We start from the raw sequence: 15,516 nt of genomic DNA on the forward strand, positions 1-15,516 counted from the left end.
AAGTTTGAACGTAATAAACCACACGTAAACGTTGGTACTATCGGCCACGTTGACCACGGTAAAACAACTCTTACAGCGGCAATCACGTCGGTATTAGCAAAGACTTACGGCGGTAGCGCTCAAGCATTTGACCAAATCGATAATGCACCAGAAGAGCGTGAACGCGGTATCACAATTTCTACATCACACGTAGAATATGATACACCTGCACGTCACTATGCACACGTAGATTGCCCTGGTCACGCCGATTATATTAAAAACATGATCACCGGTGCTGCGCAAATGGATGGCGGTATATTAGTTGTTGCGGCAACGGACGGCCCTATGCCACAAACCCGTGAGCACATCTTGTTAGGTCGCCAAGTGGGTATTCCTTACATGATCGTTTTCATGAATAAATGTGACATGGTTGATGACGAAGAATTACTAGAACTAGTAGAAATGGAAGTTCGTGAGTTGTTAACAGAATACGAATTCCCAGGTGATGATTTACCGGTAATTCAAGGTTCAGCACTTAAAGCACTTGAAGGCGACCCAGTATGGGAAGCGAAAATTCTTGAGCTAGCTGAAGCACTGGATAGCTATATTCCAGAGCCAAAGCGCGATGTTGATAAGCCGTTCATTCTTCCAATCGAAGATGTATTCTCAATATCAGGCCGTGGTACAGTTGTTACTGGTCGTGTTGAGCAAGGTATTGTTAAAGTCGGCGAAGAAGTAGAAATCGTTGGTATTAAAGACACCGTTAAAACAACGTGTACGGGCGTCGAAATGTTCCGTAAGCTGTTAGACGAAGGTCGTGCTGGCGAGAACGTCGGTGTTCTATTACGTGGTACTAAGCGTGAAGACGTAGAACGTGGTCAAGTATTAGCGAAGCCTGGTTCAATCAATCCACATACTAAGTTCGAAGCTGAAGTATATATCCTAAGCAAAGATGAAGGCGGCCGTCATACTCCATTTTTCAAAGGCTATCGTCCACAGTTTTACTTCCGTACAACTGACGTCACAGGTGCTGTAGAGCTTCCTGAAGGCGTAGAGATGGTTATGCCAGGTGACAACTTGAAGTTTGAAGTTGAACTCATTGCTCCTATCGCGATGGACGAAGGTTTACGCTTCGCAATCCGTGAAGGTGGCCGCACAGTAGGTGCTGGTGTTGTATCAAAGATTGTTGCGTAATACCGCATTAAATCCTAAAAAAGGCGCTCATTGAGCGCCTTTTTTTTACTTAAGGAAAAGCAGTAAAAGGAGGGGAGGGAGCGTCTTCACCCACACAAACGCGCTGTTCGCCTTCCTTGGCCGCTCGCTAATGGCATCCCTGCCATTAGAAGGTTTGTGTAGGTTAAGACGCTCCTTCCCCTCCTTTTACTGCTTACCACGCACGTGTGGCGTGTGGGCCGAGGTTAAGCACGGCGATTTAGCATTCACGAACAATCAACAATCAACAATCAACCATCAATCTAACACCAAATATCGATGCAGCAACGAGCATAATCAGCCTCCTAGCAAACCCAGCGTGCTAATCTAGTAAGTTATATACAGAAGTTACTTATTGATTGATCCGTCAAATTTATTCTGTGCCCAAATATCTATGATTTCTTGAATATCTTTTTTATAAAAATTTATTAATTGAATTGAATTGAATTTTTTGAACAATATGAAATTGATAAATATAAATTATAACCAATAACAAAAAGTAAAAAAATTATCGAAACGGATATCAAAAACACGAACAACTCTTTAACTAAAGCCAAGTAATTTACAGAGTTTACATATCCTTTTATACCGTCTATACCATTAGACAATGCTGTCAAAACTATCATCAAGAAGAATAGAATAAAAATAGCTTTTCCTAACTGCAAGGAAGACTTAAAACCATATACTAAAAAATTTTTAGTGCTGTAAGTATGTAAGAAAATCTTATTTATATTCATAAACTACTCAATCGACCTTTTATCAGCAATGAGAGTTTGCAGGTAAACAGTTACCTGTATTTTCCAGAGTACTATTGACTACTTCAGGCATTTGCAAAGCTATTGAAAATTTTCTTGTTACGGCTACACCGGAACCGGCGACAACATTCGAAGTAACCCCTTTTCCTAATGTTTTTCCAGAAACAGAGCTAGCAGTATCATTGCTAAGTTTTGTACCTTGAGTTCTCGCTACGTGTCCCATACTAACATCCCCATAGTAATGCCGGGTAACGTTACATTGGGTACTACTTTTTAACTATCAATGCTACCGATTTCACAGAACGGAATGAGTGACCACCCGGCGTTCAAGTAATCTGTATTTCTTTAGACTTGTTGATGCTCACAAAAGATTCAGAGTTGTTCTAAGCGTGATACGTTTGAATAGCAACAGACCACGATTACCAATCGAGATTGGCCTTCGTTTTTTGACTAAATTTAATTGTTCCTTGTGTGTAAGCATAAAGGCTATCGGATTGCCGACATGCTGATTTTGATTAACATGAGCTTTGTTGTGGATATATGACAAACATATGTGGACATAGAACAGGTTACAAAGGAGGTTAGGTTACTCTAGATGAGCGAGCAGTATGTTGCTCGTTGCGCAAGGACGTTCGATTACTAAGGAAAACTCATTCAATATTAATGGGGTAAAAAAGTGACTAATACATGCATAAAGGAACTCAAAAGGCAAAAACAAAGGTCGGCTAGAAAAATGGGTTTGGGACTGCTCTTGTCGACTCTCAGTTTATTTTTCACACAATCTCAAGCCACTATTATCGGAAGTTTTGATACAGGTGTTGACGTTGAAATTTCGTCAACAGTGTCGGTCAATCAATTTGGGACAGATTTATTTGATGGACTTGTTTACGTTGAAGGTAGTGCTTCGGGTAACAACAGTGGCAGCGATTTCTCTGACTTTTCACTTGGGGCGAATGAGACTGGCACCGTCAGTGCGGCGGCGAATGGCCAATTAGACGGTATTGGAGGTTTTGTTCAAAGTTCATGGGAAACGCATGGTTTTTTCAATTTTGGAAATAATACAGGCTCGAATATTTCCGTAGATGTGACCTTTGACATAACGTGGTTTGCCAATATTTTCACTTCTAGTAGTGACGAAGAAGTCTATGCTACAGCTGGATTTTTTATTAAAAATAGTTCGGGTGAGAGGGTTTTTGAAGACTGGATTGAATTAGATAGTCTTATTGAAGGACCCGGTACGTTTGGTGTCTCTGATTCTTTTGCCGTCAATTTTATTTTTGATTTAGCTGATGGTGATTCCGAAGAATACTTTTTAATCGTAGATAGCTTTGGCTTTGCTGAAAATCTACAGCAGGTTCCCGAACCTAGTAGTTTACTCTTGGTTGGGCTAGCGCTTTTGTTTACGATTAGAAAACGTAAAATTAGTGTTTTATGCGTTTAGCCTAAGCAGGAATTTAGCATTTAGAGGTATACGCCCGCAAAAGAGCCTTTCGGTCGTAAAGCTGTGACTTGCTATACTTAACTGCTAAGTAGACCAATTGTTCTAATTTGCAACAATCGATAAAATGTTAGCAATAAAAAATTAGCGTTGACCTACAAAAGATAGCTTCTATTTCTACTTACTCTTTTTCAATAGGCAACGCAATGGCCAAACAAAGCGGCAAAATCGACGCTTGTTACTTAGATTAGGAATGTATTTTATTCTTTCTTAACTTTAAAAGAAGGAAGCTACTCTAGCTGCTCTTGATACTGGAATTATCTTTGTTTATACGGCCTTAATGGTCGCAATTGGCTTTTATGTGAACTATCGCCAGAACAACGCAGACGATTACTATGTTACATGCCGCAGACTCGGGCCGTTAGCATATCGACCATTCATTCAGTTCCAATCTTCAATGCTTAGTTTCAAACTTTAATATATTCAAAGAGTATCGTGAGCTTCAAGATCTTGAAGTAAGTTTATTTATCAAGGCTCAAATTTTAGTCTGCCAAGTAACTCGTAATCGCACTTTTAATAAATTGTATCCGATTAGGAGTCATTGCTATACGATTAAGGCACAAATACAGATTTTCGCCAACAGGGTTATTGAGGTAATGTATTTTTACGAGGTCTTGTTGACGGAAAGCTTGTGCGGCATGCAATGGTAGGACCGTAAATCCGAATCCTCTGCTTACCGGTTCCAATATCAGGCTAATTTGGTTTGAAAAGCCCTTATGCATGAATTGTTCAACGTGTTTAAATTCTTCAAAATTTTCACTCAGCAAAAGTCGCCCATGATGGGGCGCATCTGGATGCGAAATAAATCCTAACTCAAGCAATTTTTGCCAGTTAACCGATGTGACATTATTTGATGTTACTAAAACGAGCGGTTCGATCGCTATTTTCTTACTCGACACGTTGCTAAGTTTGCTTAGATCGGTGAGTATGCCTAGGTCAATCTTACGATCAGCTAACGCACGTTCAATATCCCGATTTGGGGCAAAAACGTAATCTACAAGCAGATTTGGATACAAGCGCTGCTGATTAAGCAGGAATGGATAGAGGCGCAGCCCAACGCTTCCTGGCGAAGCAATTTTTATTTTACCTTCATATGTTTCGTCATGTTTGATCAATTGTTCTAGTTCTTCAGACGACCGTAAAAGCTCATGACCTCTTTGATATAACTGTTCACCTGCATCCGTTAATGAAAACGACTTTCCGTCTCTTATTAGTAGTGGAGTTTCAAGCTGTAACTCGAGTTTTTTGATGTGCTGACTAACGCCAGACTGCGTCATGAAAAGCTGGTCGGCTGTGCGCGTGAAGTGACCGATATCAACAAGAGTGCAAAATGTCTTCAATAAATGTTGATTAATCATTACCGTATGTTCTCATAATTATAATAAATCATAATTTTTCTATTTTAACATGAGAGGTATAATTCACCTATCTAATCAGCAAAGGTAACAATCATGAGTAAAGCATATCCAAGAACCTTTTCACACATCGGTATTTCAGTTCCAGATATCGACAAGGCAGTTAAATTTTATACCGACGTCTTAGGATGGTATCAGTTAGTGGCGCCGACAACCGTTTTAGAGGATGACTCTCCGATTGGCGTAATGTGCACCGATGTATTTGGGGCCAGTTGGGGGCAGTTTAAAATAGCTCATTTATCAACGGGCGATCGCATTGGAGTCGAACTGTTTGAGTTTACTAACCAAGAGCAACCTGAAAATAACTTTGAATACTGGAAAACGGGCGTATTCCATTTTTGTGTTCAAGATCCTAATTTAGAGGAATTAGTCATCAAGATCGTCGAAGCCGGCGGTAAAAAACGAATGGAAAAACCGCGTTACTATTATCCCGGCGAAAAACCATACAGAATGATATATATGGAAGACCCATTCGGAAATATTCTCGAAATATACAGCCATAGTTATGAACTAACCTATGCGGCGGTAGCTGAATAACTTAACAATTGACTATCGCCTTAGGAATATAAAATCTGCTTTCCTAAGGCGACAACAATAATAACAAGTCTTACTTGTTTAATTTTTTCTACATAGCTATATTTGTTGCATTATCTCGTGGGTACGCCCTATATATTTTAAAGAGAACAAATGGCAGCTTCGCGTTTTACACTAATTGCATTCTTGTTAATTATTCCAATGCATCCGGTTTTTAGTGCGGATGATAACCTTGAATACAAAGTACAAACTCAACTTCGTTTTGATGATCGTTCTAATCGTGAGCATCGATTTCAATATCGGGTTCGCGCTTATTCAGCGTTTCATATTCCTAATTCAAAGTGGAGTATCAACGCTTTTGGCGTCACGGGTAACGAATTCTCTTCCAGCTATAATACTATTGATAGTGATATTTCTAACCACTTCAAACTTCGTCATATCTATTTCAAACACACAGGCGCATTAGGCAGCAAGACAGAAATTGGAGTCATTCCAACTTATAAAGGACGAGTTTCTTCTAGCGGTCTTGCAAAGGACGGTTGGATTAAAGGTGCTAGACATGTCTATGCTTACTCCTCAAAAACAAAGTTTGAAATGGTCCTCGGTGAGCTGGAAGATGATCAAGCGGAAACCGCACTCGACGCATTTAAAAAGCTGAATTATGTGGAACTGGAAATGTCGTCTTATATTAATGATGTTTCAAGTTATGAGATTAGTCTTGAGCGAATGACACAAGCCAATTTTGTCAGAGCAGAGTACCGTTTATTTCTTGCACATTCACCGATCTATTCATTTGAGCTAATTAGTCGCGTTTCAACATCGAAGACCAAAGTTGTTATTGGTATTGAAGACAGTCTGACATTATTTGCAACGGATGTAGCTTATTATGCTTATTATTCGTACGTAAGTGATAACTTTGGTGCACGAGCTGAGCTTACGGAAGACTTCATTACAACCGGGCATGGTTTGTCGATCGAATCAGATACTGCACTGTTTAATTCGAAAAACTGGAAAGCGTTTGCCCGTTTCGATCTGTTTGACCAAAACTCTCGGTTCATTCTTGGTGTCGGTTACACTTTTGAATAGCAATAGGCGTATTTAAAGGAATTATTATGACTCGACCGACTAAAATGAAAACAATCGGTATTCTTGGCGGTATGAGCAATCAAGCAACGTCTGAATATTATAGAATGATTAATGAATTAATAAATCAGCGCTTGGGCGGTTGGGAAATTGCAGAGACACTTATTCAAGGTCTTAATTTTGGTAATATTGAATATTATGTAAGAAATGGATTATGGGATGAAGCTCGCACTTATATTGAAGCTAAGGCAAAAGGTGCAGAACTTGGTGGAGCCGACATGCTGATTTGTGTGAGTAATACGATGCACTGTGTTCTCGATAATATTGACACTGTGGTTAACATTCCGTTTATTCATATTAGTGATCCAACAGGACGAGCAATAAAAGATGCAAAACTCAATAAAGTCGGTATCTTAGGAACAAAACCGGTGATGCAAGCAGGCTATATTAAAGACCGATTTAAGCAAAAATTTGATATCGATGTGATTTCGCCAAATCAAGCAGAGCAAATTATAGTGGATAAAATAATTTTTGATGAACTGGTTAGAGGGAAAATAACAGCGGCTTCTAAGCAAGCATATATCAAAGTGTGTGAAAACTTATTATCAGCAGGTGCGCAGGGGATTATATTAGGTTGTACCGAAATATTTCTGTTGCTGCAACCGAAGGATTTACCACAAGCTCCATTATTTAATACAACAGAACTGCATACTAAAGCGGCTGTTGAGTTAGCACTGTCTTAAATTAAAAAGTGAGGCTGGCCCCAAGAATAATTACTCGGGCCAGCATAATGAAGTGCTGGTTAGGCCTGACTAAAGTTAGCAATGTCGTCTAAATAGCCCATCACTTTTTGACTTGCATTCTCCATTTTTTGTAAGGCCATTATCGTTTGTTCTTGGTTTTGATCCGCGAAGGCTTCAAGTGCTTTAGCACCCTCATTGTGAACTTCGGCATGAGGCTGATCCAGGCTTCTAAAAGATCCAACGTTTGAATATTTTTGCATGCCATTTGTATCGTACCACTGGCCTAGTCGACAATTTTTGTGGCTGACAAAGTCTTGAGCTAATTTTTTACTCATTCCATGGATCACAGCATAGACTTCACTTTTCCAAACGATATGGTCCAGCTTAACGGTTTGAATGAATGTCCGATGAGCCGATTCTTCAATAGTTGACTTCATTTTATTGCTACTAGTGACAATCGAACTGTAGTTTTCACTCAGTGTGTTTACACCAACTGAAAGTGTTTCATTGTTGTGTTTAACATCCTCTGCTGATTCTACTGCTGTTTTTGTTGAAGAAATAATGTTACCAACTAAATCAGCTACTTCACTTGCTGATTTATTTGTTTCAGTCGCTAAAGAGCGAACTTCATCCGCCACAACGCTAAAACCACGGCCGGCATCACCTGCTCTTGCGGCTTCAATAGCAGCGTTTAAAGCTAACAAATTTGTTTGGTCAGAAATACTTGTAATGGTAGAAACAAATTTATTGATGTGGTCAGCTTTATCAGAAAGTCCTGATATGTTCTGGGTCATACTGCTCATTTTTATGTTTAAGCCGCTCATTGAGTTTGCGATATCACTCAAAGAGGAAGTTGAAAGGTCAAATAAAATATTTATTTTTTCAACAGACTCACTTTCAGCTTGAATACTGAGAAATGATTCCAAGACTGTCTGTCTTATTCCTTCAACTTGAGCTAATGATTCGAGTGTACATTTGACTAATGATTTTTCGAATTCCTCATTAGGATTCGGCATGTTTAATTCTTGGGTTAATGCGTGGTTTTCTGCCTTTTGTTCGGACAAAAGTGAATTCACATCGTTTAATTGAACTTTCAACTGTGCGTTTTCACGTTCCAATTTTTGATAATTTGAGGCTAACACAAACATATATTGTTCCATTGATTAAGTAATTGATTTGCTGTGTTTATCAAAAGATAAGTACCTTTTAGAGATGAAACTTCCAATAAACCGCCATGGTGTAAAATTAATATAAATTGTAGCTAACAATAATTACTATTGAGTAAGTAACTTAATATATCGGTCAATGTTAAAAAAGAATAAGTGAGATTTGATAATTAGCATTATAGTTCGGCTAAAATTAGCATAGATAAACCGATGGAAATACAAAAAATAAAAATCGCAATGAGTACATTTCTTTTTGTTAATTTAAAATGACGCTTATTAACATCCTTGTTTTTATCCATGAATTGCTTCTTGGTAAATTAGTTTTAAGACAGTATTACAAATAAGCAGCCAGTAAAGTATAGCCAACAATGGTGATTGGCACCGACAATATAGTACTAATAGCAATGATATGAGCCGCTAACTGATGATTGCCTCCTATCTTACGCACCATAACGTAGCTTGCCGCCGCGGTTGGCGCAATTGACATAAGATACACAATGCCAAGTTTTATGCCGCTTATATCGAAATAGATCGCAGCTAAAACAATAACGCTTGGGTAAACCAGACATTTTACGAATATACTTAACGCGGCCGCTTTTGCATCACTTCTAAAACTTGAGAATCTCAATGCTGCGCCAGTGCACAGCAACGCTAACGGTAAAGTTAATTGCGCAAAGTAGCCAAGGCTATTGAGTGCTATGTTCGGGATCTCAATATTGAATGTAGAAACCAGAAGTGCTGCCACGATAGATAGAATAATTGGATTACTAATGACACCTTTGACTACTTTTATGAAGGACGTTTTGCTGTCTAAATAAAAATTTAAAATACCGACACTAATAATATTGTAGGTAATTGTCATTGCACCTAGATAGATAGACCCCAACGCCAAACCAGCATCGCCATAAGCATTAGAGCAATAGGCTAATCCAATAATCCCCATGTTTGAGCGAAATGCGCCTTGAATAACAACACCGCGATCACTGCGCCGAGTCACTAGGAAAGGGCTAATGAGCATCATAATAGCGCAAATTGCTACTGTGCCTAACACGCCAATTATTAATATATTCAATTGCGACATTGCATCGACATTGTTTTTGCTGATTGTTGTAAACAAAAGTGCAGGTAGTGCAAAATTGAAAATTAAACGGCTGGCTCGTTCAACAAAGTCATCTGTCATTAAACCGCTTTTGTAGAGTCCGTATCCGAATGCGATTAGCAGAATGACGGGACCAATGACTGAAAATGCAAAATCGATGATGGCTTTATTATCTAACACAGAGTGTCTCAAGACGAAATAATGCGCGATGATACGCGCTTTGCATTGATATTTCTCAAATTTACGTTTGCACATTGCAAACTTTTTTAAGAGTGGCTCAATAATGATTACTCTGACTTGTAATTGACAAGTGCAGAGTCATTAACAACAAGAGTCATTAACAATAAGAGTCATTAACAATAAGAGTCATTAACAACAAGAGTCATTAATGTTAAAGAACATCAACCTTAAACTGCGCCGACAGTTGACTTAGGTAACTCGTCGATTACGTGTAATTCCTTCGGAGTCTTATATGCACTCTAAAAACTGCTTTTTGACTACGAGTACTTGTTTGTGCTACCTCTGATCAATCCAAACACGGTGCCCCCAATCGCTCCTGCTATACTTTGTGTGAGTAAGCCTGAAAAGCCTCTGGCGCCCGCAATGATGCTCACGTTTAATATCGGATGCATGGCGGCCAACAAAGTAAACATGGCCACAGCCCCTGCGAGCGTATAAACCCAAAGTGCTGATTTTTGACTGTTTTGTGGCTGATCAGTCGCCTGTTCCAGAGGCTTTGTTCGTATCTTTTTTGCGAGCAATACGGCGACGGTCATGGCAATCAGCATGCCAACGAAAATGATGGCGCCGTAGGTTGGAAGCAAACCTACAAAATCAACAAAAATAGTCTCTATTCTCACACTTAATGGAATTTCAGCACCGACAGAAATCAAACCAGATAGAACGAACTGAGTGTGTAATGCACTAGCAATGACAAACGTGACAATAGTAGTGATTAATAGTTGGAAAATAAACAAGCCGAAACGCACTAATTTAGTTCTTTGATGATTGTTAGTGTTAACGTCCAAAATTTTACTGCTCCAAGTTGGTTTATTGCCACTATATATGTTTTTTTCTTAAGTTGCGGTTATTATCTTCTCGTTTTATTATGTTAATAATAAGACATAACGCATACAACTTATGCGCTTCTATCTAAAAAGGATAATGATGTTAAACAAACTTCCCACGCTCATCACTAGGGTGATTGCTTCATCTTTATTACTTGCCTCGTTTAATTGGCAAGCAGCATATGCTCAGGCTACGCCAGCAGCAATTGACATTAACTTTGATGTTGAATTGCTTGTCGATGGATTGCCTAAGTCATGGTCAATTAACCTTTCTCCAGACAATGAAATATTTGTAACTGATAGAAGCGGCAGTATTATTGTGTTTGACCAACAATGGAACAAACACGTTTTCTCCACTTCGATAGATGATTTGTTTGCGGATAGTCAGGGTGGATTCCTTGATTTGGCTTTTCATCCCGATTTTGCATTAAATGGCTGGATATACCTAAGTTATAGTGCTGGCACAAGTGATTCAAATCGACTGAAAATAGTGAGGTTTAAACTGCCTAATTCGGGCAACGAAATTTCAGTAATTGAAGACGTTTTCATCGTCAAAACAGATAAGAACACTCCTGTACATTATGGTGGTCGCCTCGCTTTTTTAGACGATAATAGCCTTCTTATAACTACTGGCGACGGGTTTGATTTCCGTGAGCAAGCGCAGCTTAAGTCTTCGCACTTAGGTAAAATAATTCGAGTAAGCGATGTTGGTAAAGCCTTAGTCGATAATCCTTTTTACAACAAAGAAGCGCCTGACAGCAACGCTAACTATGTGTTTAGTCTGGGGCATCGAAATCCTCAAGCATTATTGGTGAGTGTTTCAGGATTGATTATTTCGCATGAGCACGGTCCTGCGGGTGGTGATGAAATCAATATGATTGAAAAAGGCAACAATTATGGTTGGCCAATTATCACCAATGGTCGAGATTATTCCGGTGCTGTGATCACCCCATTTACAGAGTATACCGGAATGCAACAACCCGATTTTGATTGGACTCCCTCTATTGCGCCCTCAGGCATGATCCTATATCAGTCTGATAAGTTGCCTTCGTTATCTCAACATTTAATCGTGACCTCACTCAAGTTTAATCAATTGCGAGCGATAATGCTAAATGGCGAAAACATGTCCAATGAGCGTATTTTACTGCCAAATTTCAAATATAGGCTCAGGGATATAGAACAAGGCAGTGATGGGAATATTTTATTATTGACCGATGGTGAGAATGCTCAGATTTTTACGCTAGTGACGAAATAGGACTAATATAAATCAAATCCATTAACATCATTAAAGCAATTAGTTTGATGAATATCGGCTATTGTTCGTTGCAAAGCTTTTGCCATTCAAATTCTTGACGTTACGCGTTATAATGTGAGTTGAAATTTACAATCAAGTTTATTCCTGCAGGTTAGTTCTATTTTTATGAACAACTGATATGAACAGAAACCAGCATCAAAAAGAGGGTTAAATAGTGTTAGAAGATTATCGTAAACACGTAGAAGAACGTGCCGCTGAGGGTATCCCACCAAAGCCATTGAATCCAGAGCAAGTTGCTGGCCTCGTTGAATTATTGAAGAATCCGCCAGCAGGCGAAGAAGCATTTTTATTAGAACTAATTTCAGAACGCGTGCCTCCTGGCGTTGATGAAGCCGCTTATGTTAAAGCCGTATTTTTAAGTGCGATAGCCAAAGGCGAAGAGTCTTGCGACTTAGTCAGTGCTGATGCTGCTGTGCAGTTACTTGGTAACATGCATGGTGGTTACAACATCGAAACGTTAGTGGGTTTGCTAGACAACAATGACTTAGCCGAACTTGCTGCAGAAGAACTCAAGCATACCTTGTTAATGTTTGATGCCTTCCATGACGTGGAAGAGAAACACAGAGCCGGTAACGAATTTGCCACCGATATTATGCATTCTTGGGCTGAAGGTGAGTGGTTTACTTCTCGCGATGATTTAGCCGACAAAATCACTATGTCTGTTTTCAAAGTCACAGGTGAAACTAACACAGATGACTTATCACCAGCACCTGATGCTTGGTCTCGTCCCGATATTCCTCTGCATGCTCGCGCAATGTATAAAATGACACGTGATGGTTTAACACCTGAAGTTCATGGTGAACTAGGCCCGCTTGCTCAAATTGAAGAAATTAAAGCCATTGGTCATCCGGTTGTATTTGTTGGTGATGTCGTTGGAACTGGTTCCTCGCGTAAATCGGCTACAAACTCCGTGTTATGGTTCTTTGGTGATGATCTTCCTGGTGTACCAAATAAACGCGGTGGTTGTGTGTGTATCGGCGGTAAAGTGGCTCCAATTTTCTACAACACCATGGAAGATGCGGGGGCATTGGTATTTGAAGCTGACGTCGACAAACTAAACATGGGTGATGTGATTGACATCTATCCATTCGCGGGTGAAGTTAAAAACGCGGCAACAGGCGAACTACTGTCGACTTTTGAATATAAGTCAGACGTATTACTTGATGAAGTTCGTGCTGGTGGTCGTATTAATCTTATCATTGGTCGAGGCTTAACTGATAAAGCTCGCGAAGCTCTAGGCTTAGAAGCAAATGATATGTTCCGCAAGCCTCTGGTACCGGCTGCTTCAAACAAAGGCTTTACACTGGCGCAAAAAATGGTCGGTAAAGCCTGCGGTGTAGAAGGTATTCGTCCGGGTACTTACTGCGAACCTAAAATGACCACTGTGGGCTCACAAGACACAACGGGACCTATGACGCGCGATGAGCTTAAGGATTTAGCCTGTTTAGGCTTTACCGCTGATTTAACCATGCAGTCATTCTGTCACACTGCTGCTTATCCGAAGCCTGTGGATATCGATACTCAGCATACATTACCTGATTTCATTATGAATCGTGGTGGTGTTTCATTACGCCCAGGTGACGGTATCATTCATTCTTGGCTAAATCGCATGTTATTGCCTGATACAGTTGGCACTGGCGGTGACTCACATACGCGTTTCCCAATGGGGATTTCATTCCCTGCCGGTTCGGGCTTAGTTGCATTCGCAGCAGCGACAGGTGTCATGCCTTTAGATATGCCTGAATCCATATTGGTTCGCTTTAAAGGTAAAATGAAGCCCGGTATTACGCTTCGTGACCTAGTTCACGCGATCCCGATGTATGGCATTAAGAACGGTTTATTAACGGTTGCTAAAAAAGGCAAAATCAATGCGTTTTCTGGTCGCATATTAGAAATTGAAGGCTTGAATGATTTGACGGTTGAGCAAGCATTCGAATTGTCTGACGCTTCTGCAGAGCGCTCTGCTGCTGGTTGTACAATTAAATTATCCGAAGCGTCAATTGCCGAGTACTTGACGTCAAACATCACTATGCTTCGATGGATGATAAACGAAGGCTATGGCGATGTAAGAACATTAGAGCGTCGCGCACGCAAAATGGAAGAATGGTTAGCTAAGCCAACACTAATGCAAGCAGATGCCGATGCAGAATACGTAGAAGTGCTTGAGATTGATTTAGCTGAAATTAATGAGCCAATCTTGTGTTGCCCAAATGATCCGGACGATGCTAGAACATTATCTGACGTTTCTGGTGATAAAGTTGATGAAGTATTCATTGGCTCATGTATGACTAACATTGGCCACTTCAGAGCTGCGGGTAAGCTTCTTGAACAATTCAAAGGCACATTGCCAACTCGTTTGTGGATGTCTCCACCGACGAAAATGGACGAAGCCCAGTTAATGGAAGAAGGCTATTTTAGTATTTATGGTAAAGCTGGCGTAAGAATGGAAATGTCAGGTTGTTCATTATGTATGGGTAACCAAGCTCGTGTGCTTGCAGGTGCGACAGTCTTGTCGACATCAACGCGTAACTTCCCAAACCGTTTAGGTGATGGCGCAAATGTATATTTGTGTTCAGCTGAAATGGCGGCAGTCGGTGCTATTGTTGGTCGTATACCAACCGCTGATGAATATATGGAATACGCGAGCAAAATTGAATCAATGAGCGATGAAGTATTCCGTTACTTAAACTTTGATCGCATGCCTAAGTTTAGCAAAGCGGCTGAAGCAGCGAAAGCAAACATCATCCCAGCGTTGAATATCGCGTAAAATCGATGTAATGTTGATAACGTAGGTGGTGGCAATAAACACCCCTTACTCGGATATGGTAAACAGTAAAAACGCCGAGACTCTGTATAAGGGGCTCGGCGTTTTTTTACTTTTGTTTTGTGCCTTAGAGCTAAATCATTGTGTAAAGAATAAAAAAGTAATTAACAGGTGTTTTAATAAGATACATACTATGGTCTATTTAACAAAGCCGCGATTGAGCCATACAAGCACATAATAATAACAAGGATTAGGTCGTGAAAAAATACCCACACAACAGTATAGTTTGTTTTGTTGCGATTATATTTACCACATTATTTTCACTCCAAGCCTGCGCACAAAATGACAACACAGCCGATTTAGTCAAGTCCGGTCAGGCCGATATAAAACAAGTCATAATCAATACTAGCGATGAACTAACAGAGGAAGAGTTAGCCTTACTAGCCGATGACAGTCATATAAATATCTCGTTTGCCAATAAATCTCTTCAAGTTGAATTTGCCGATTCTTTTGAAGAAAGAGCATTGGGATTGATGTATCGCAAGCGCTTATGTGAGGACTGTGGCATGCTCTTTCAGTTTGACGTTGAGCGCATGGCTAGTATCTGGATGAAAAACACCTTTGTTCCACTGGATTTAGCATATATAACCGTAGATGGTAAAATAATCGACATCATGCAATTGGAGCCCTTGGACCTTACTTCGGTTAAATCTTCGAAACAGGTACTTTATGCCTTAGAAATGAATCAGGGGTGGTTTGCGAAAAATAAGATAAAAGTGGGTGATAAAATCTCTATAGAAGGTCGCGTTAAGCAACCTTCATTCAAATAGTATAAATTGGCTGCGTTTAGTCGCCGTCTATAATGTGTTTCTTTGGGTTAATGGAA

The 15,516-nt window shown here is 39.9% G+C and carries 13 protein-coding genes; 8 read left to right on the forward strand and 5 right to left on the reverse strand.

The window, feature by feature from the left end; translation table 11 throughout:
• Positions 1 to 1,173: elongation factor Tu (gene tuf, locus G399_RS0105525; RefSeq protein WP_026843505.1), on the forward strand; the 1,173-nt coding region annotated here is incomplete at its 5' end.
• A 777-nt stretch (positions 1,174 to 1,950) separates the two neighbouring features.
• Here tuf and G399_RS0105535 read toward each other — a convergent pair.
• Positions 1,951 to 2,169 (reverse strand): hypothetical protein, encoded by a 219-nt coding sequence (locus tag G399_RS0105535; protein WP_006011662.1) that lies wholly within the window; start codon positions 2,167 to 2,169, stop codon positions 1,951 to 1,953.
• A gap of 453 nt (positions 2,170 to 2,622) precedes the next feature.
• Here G399_RS0105535 and G399_RS0105540 point away from each other — a divergent pair, with 453 nt between their 5' ends.
• The gene (locus G399_RS0105540; protein WP_226988969.1) at positions 2,623 to 3,387 is read left to right on the forward strand and encodes a PEP-CTERM sorting domain-containing protein; all 765 of its coding nucleotides are present in this window, start codon (positions 2,623 to 2,625) and stop codon (positions 3,385 to 3,387) included.
• A gap of 539 nt (positions 3,388 to 3,926) precedes the next feature.
• Here the strand turns inward: G399_RS0105540 and G399_RS0105545 are convergent.
• Positions 3,927 to 4,802 (reverse strand): LysR family transcriptional regulator, encoded by an 876-nt coding sequence (locus tag G399_RS0105545; RefSeq protein ID WP_006011664.1) that lies wholly within the window; start codon positions 4,800 to 4,802, stop codon positions 3,927 to 3,929.
• Between the two features lie 93 nt (positions 4,803 to 4,895).
• On the opposite strand from G399_RS0105545, the gene G399_RS0105550 reads away from it, so the two are divergent.
• The 3 genes from G399_RS0105550 to G399_RS0105560 all read left to right on the forward strand — a co-directional run bounded on the left by G399_RS0105550 (position 4,896) and on the right by G399_RS0105560 (position 7,219).
• On the forward strand, positions 4,896 to 5,396 hold the full coding sequence (locus tag G399_RS0105550; protein ID WP_006011665.1) for a lactoylglutathione lyase family protein: 501 nt from the start codon (positions 4,896 to 4,898) through the stop codon (positions 5,394 to 5,396).
• Positions 5,397 to 5,546: 150 nt separating this feature from the next.
• Entirely contained in the window at positions 5,547 to 6,479 is a 933-nt protein-coding gene (locus G399_RS0105555) for a hypothetical protein (RefSeq protein ID WP_006011667.1), read from the forward strand.
• Between the two features lie 26 nt (positions 6,480 to 6,505).
• Entirely contained in the window at positions 6,506 to 7,219 is a 714-nt protein-coding gene (locus tag G399_RS0105560; protein ID WP_006011668.1) for an aspartate/glutamate racemase family protein, read from the forward strand.
• 59 nt (positions 7,220 to 7,278) lie between these two features.
• Here the strand turns inward: G399_RS0105560 and G399_RS0105565 are convergent, their stop codons facing one another.
• From G399_RS0105565 to G399_RS0105580, 3 genes are all read right to left on the reverse strand, one after another.
• Positions 7,279 to 8,367, reverse strand: a complete 1,089-nt coding sequence (locus tag G399_RS0105565) for a methyl-accepting chemotaxis protein (RefSeq protein ID WP_006011669.1) — start codon at positions 8,365 to 8,367, stop codon at positions 7,279 to 7,281.
• A 352-nt stretch (positions 8,368 to 8,719) separates the two neighbouring features.
• Positions 8,720 to 9,739, reverse strand: coding sequence for an AEC family transporter (locus G399_RS0105575; RefSeq protein ID WP_006011671.1), 1,020 nt, complete (start codon positions 9,737 to 9,739; stop codon positions 8,720 to 8,722).
• A gap of 242 nt (positions 9,740 to 9,981) precedes the next feature.
• The gene (locus G399_RS0105580; RefSeq protein ID WP_006011672.1) at positions 9,982 to 10,512 is read right to left on the reverse strand and encodes a hypothetical protein; all 531 of its coding nucleotides are present in this window, start codon (positions 10,510 to 10,512) and stop codon (positions 9,982 to 9,984) included.
• A 139-nt stretch (positions 10,513 to 10,651) separates the two neighbouring features.
• On the opposite strand from G399_RS0105580, the gene G399_RS0105585 reads away from it, so the two are divergent.
• The 3 genes from G399_RS0105585 (at position 10,652) to G399_RS0105600 (ending at position 15,460) form a co-directional block, all read left to right on the forward strand.
• Positions 10,652 to 11,806 (forward strand): PQQ-dependent sugar dehydrogenase, encoded by a 1,155-nt coding sequence (locus G399_RS0105585; RefSeq protein WP_006011673.1) that lies wholly within the window; start codon positions 10,652 to 10,654, stop codon positions 11,804 to 11,806.
• A 214-nt stretch (positions 11,807 to 12,020) separates the two neighbouring features.
• The gene (gene acnB, locus G399_RS0105595; RefSeq protein WP_006011675.1) at positions 12,021 to 14,633 is read left to right on the forward strand and encodes a bifunctional aconitate hydratase 2/2-methylisocitrate dehydratase; all 2,613 of its coding nucleotides are present in this window, start codon (positions 12,021 to 12,023) and stop codon (positions 14,631 to 14,633) included.
• Between the two features lie 254 nt (positions 14,634 to 14,887).
• Positions 14,888 to 15,460: a DUF192 domain-containing protein gene (locus G399_RS0105600; RefSeq protein WP_006011678.1), complete on the forward strand. Its 573-nt coding sequence runs from the start codon at positions 14,888 to 14,890 to the stop codon at positions 15,458 to 15,460.
• Positions 15,461 to 15,516: the final 56 nt, after the last annotated feature.

It is taken from the genome of Brumicola pallidula DSM 14239 = ACAM 615 (genome assembly GCF_000428905.1).
GTDB lineage: Bacteria > Pseudomonadota > Gammaproteobacteria > Enterobacterales > Alteromonadaceae > Glaciecola > Glaciecola pallidula.

Excerpts from the sequence above, each read along its gene's own strand:
- G399_RS0105535 (WP_006011662.1), bottom strand. The coding sequence starts at position 2,169 with ATGGGACACGTAGCGAGAACTCAAGGTACAAAACTTAGCAATGATACT.
- G399_RS0105545 (WP_006011664.1), bottom strand. The coding sequence starts at position 4,802 with ATGATTAATCAACATTTATTGAAGACATTTTGCACTCTTGTTGATATC.
- G399_RS0105550 (WP_006011665.1), top strand. The coding sequence starts at position 4,896 with ATGAGTAAAGCATATCCAAGAACCTTTTCACACATCGGTATTTCAGTT.
- G399_RS0105555 (WP_006011667.1), top strand. The coding sequence starts at position 5,547 with ATGGCAGCTTCGCGTTTTACACTAATTGCATTCTTGTTAATTATTCCA.
- G399_RS0105560 (WP_006011668.1), top strand. The coding sequence starts at position 6,506 with ATGACTCGACCGACTAAAATGAAAACAATCGGTATTCTTGGCGGTATG.
- G399_RS0105565 (WP_006011669.1), bottom strand. The coding sequence starts at position 8,367 with ATGTTTGTGTTAGCCTCAAATTATCAAAAATTGGAACGTGAAAACGCA.
- G399_RS0105575 (WP_006011671.1), bottom strand. The coding sequence starts at position 9,739 with ATGTGCAAACGTAAATTTGAGAAATATCAATGCAAAGCGCGTATCATC.
- G399_RS0105585 (WP_006011673.1), top strand. The coding sequence starts at position 10,652 with ATGTTAAACAAACTTCCCACGCTCATCACTAGGGTGATTGCTTCATCT.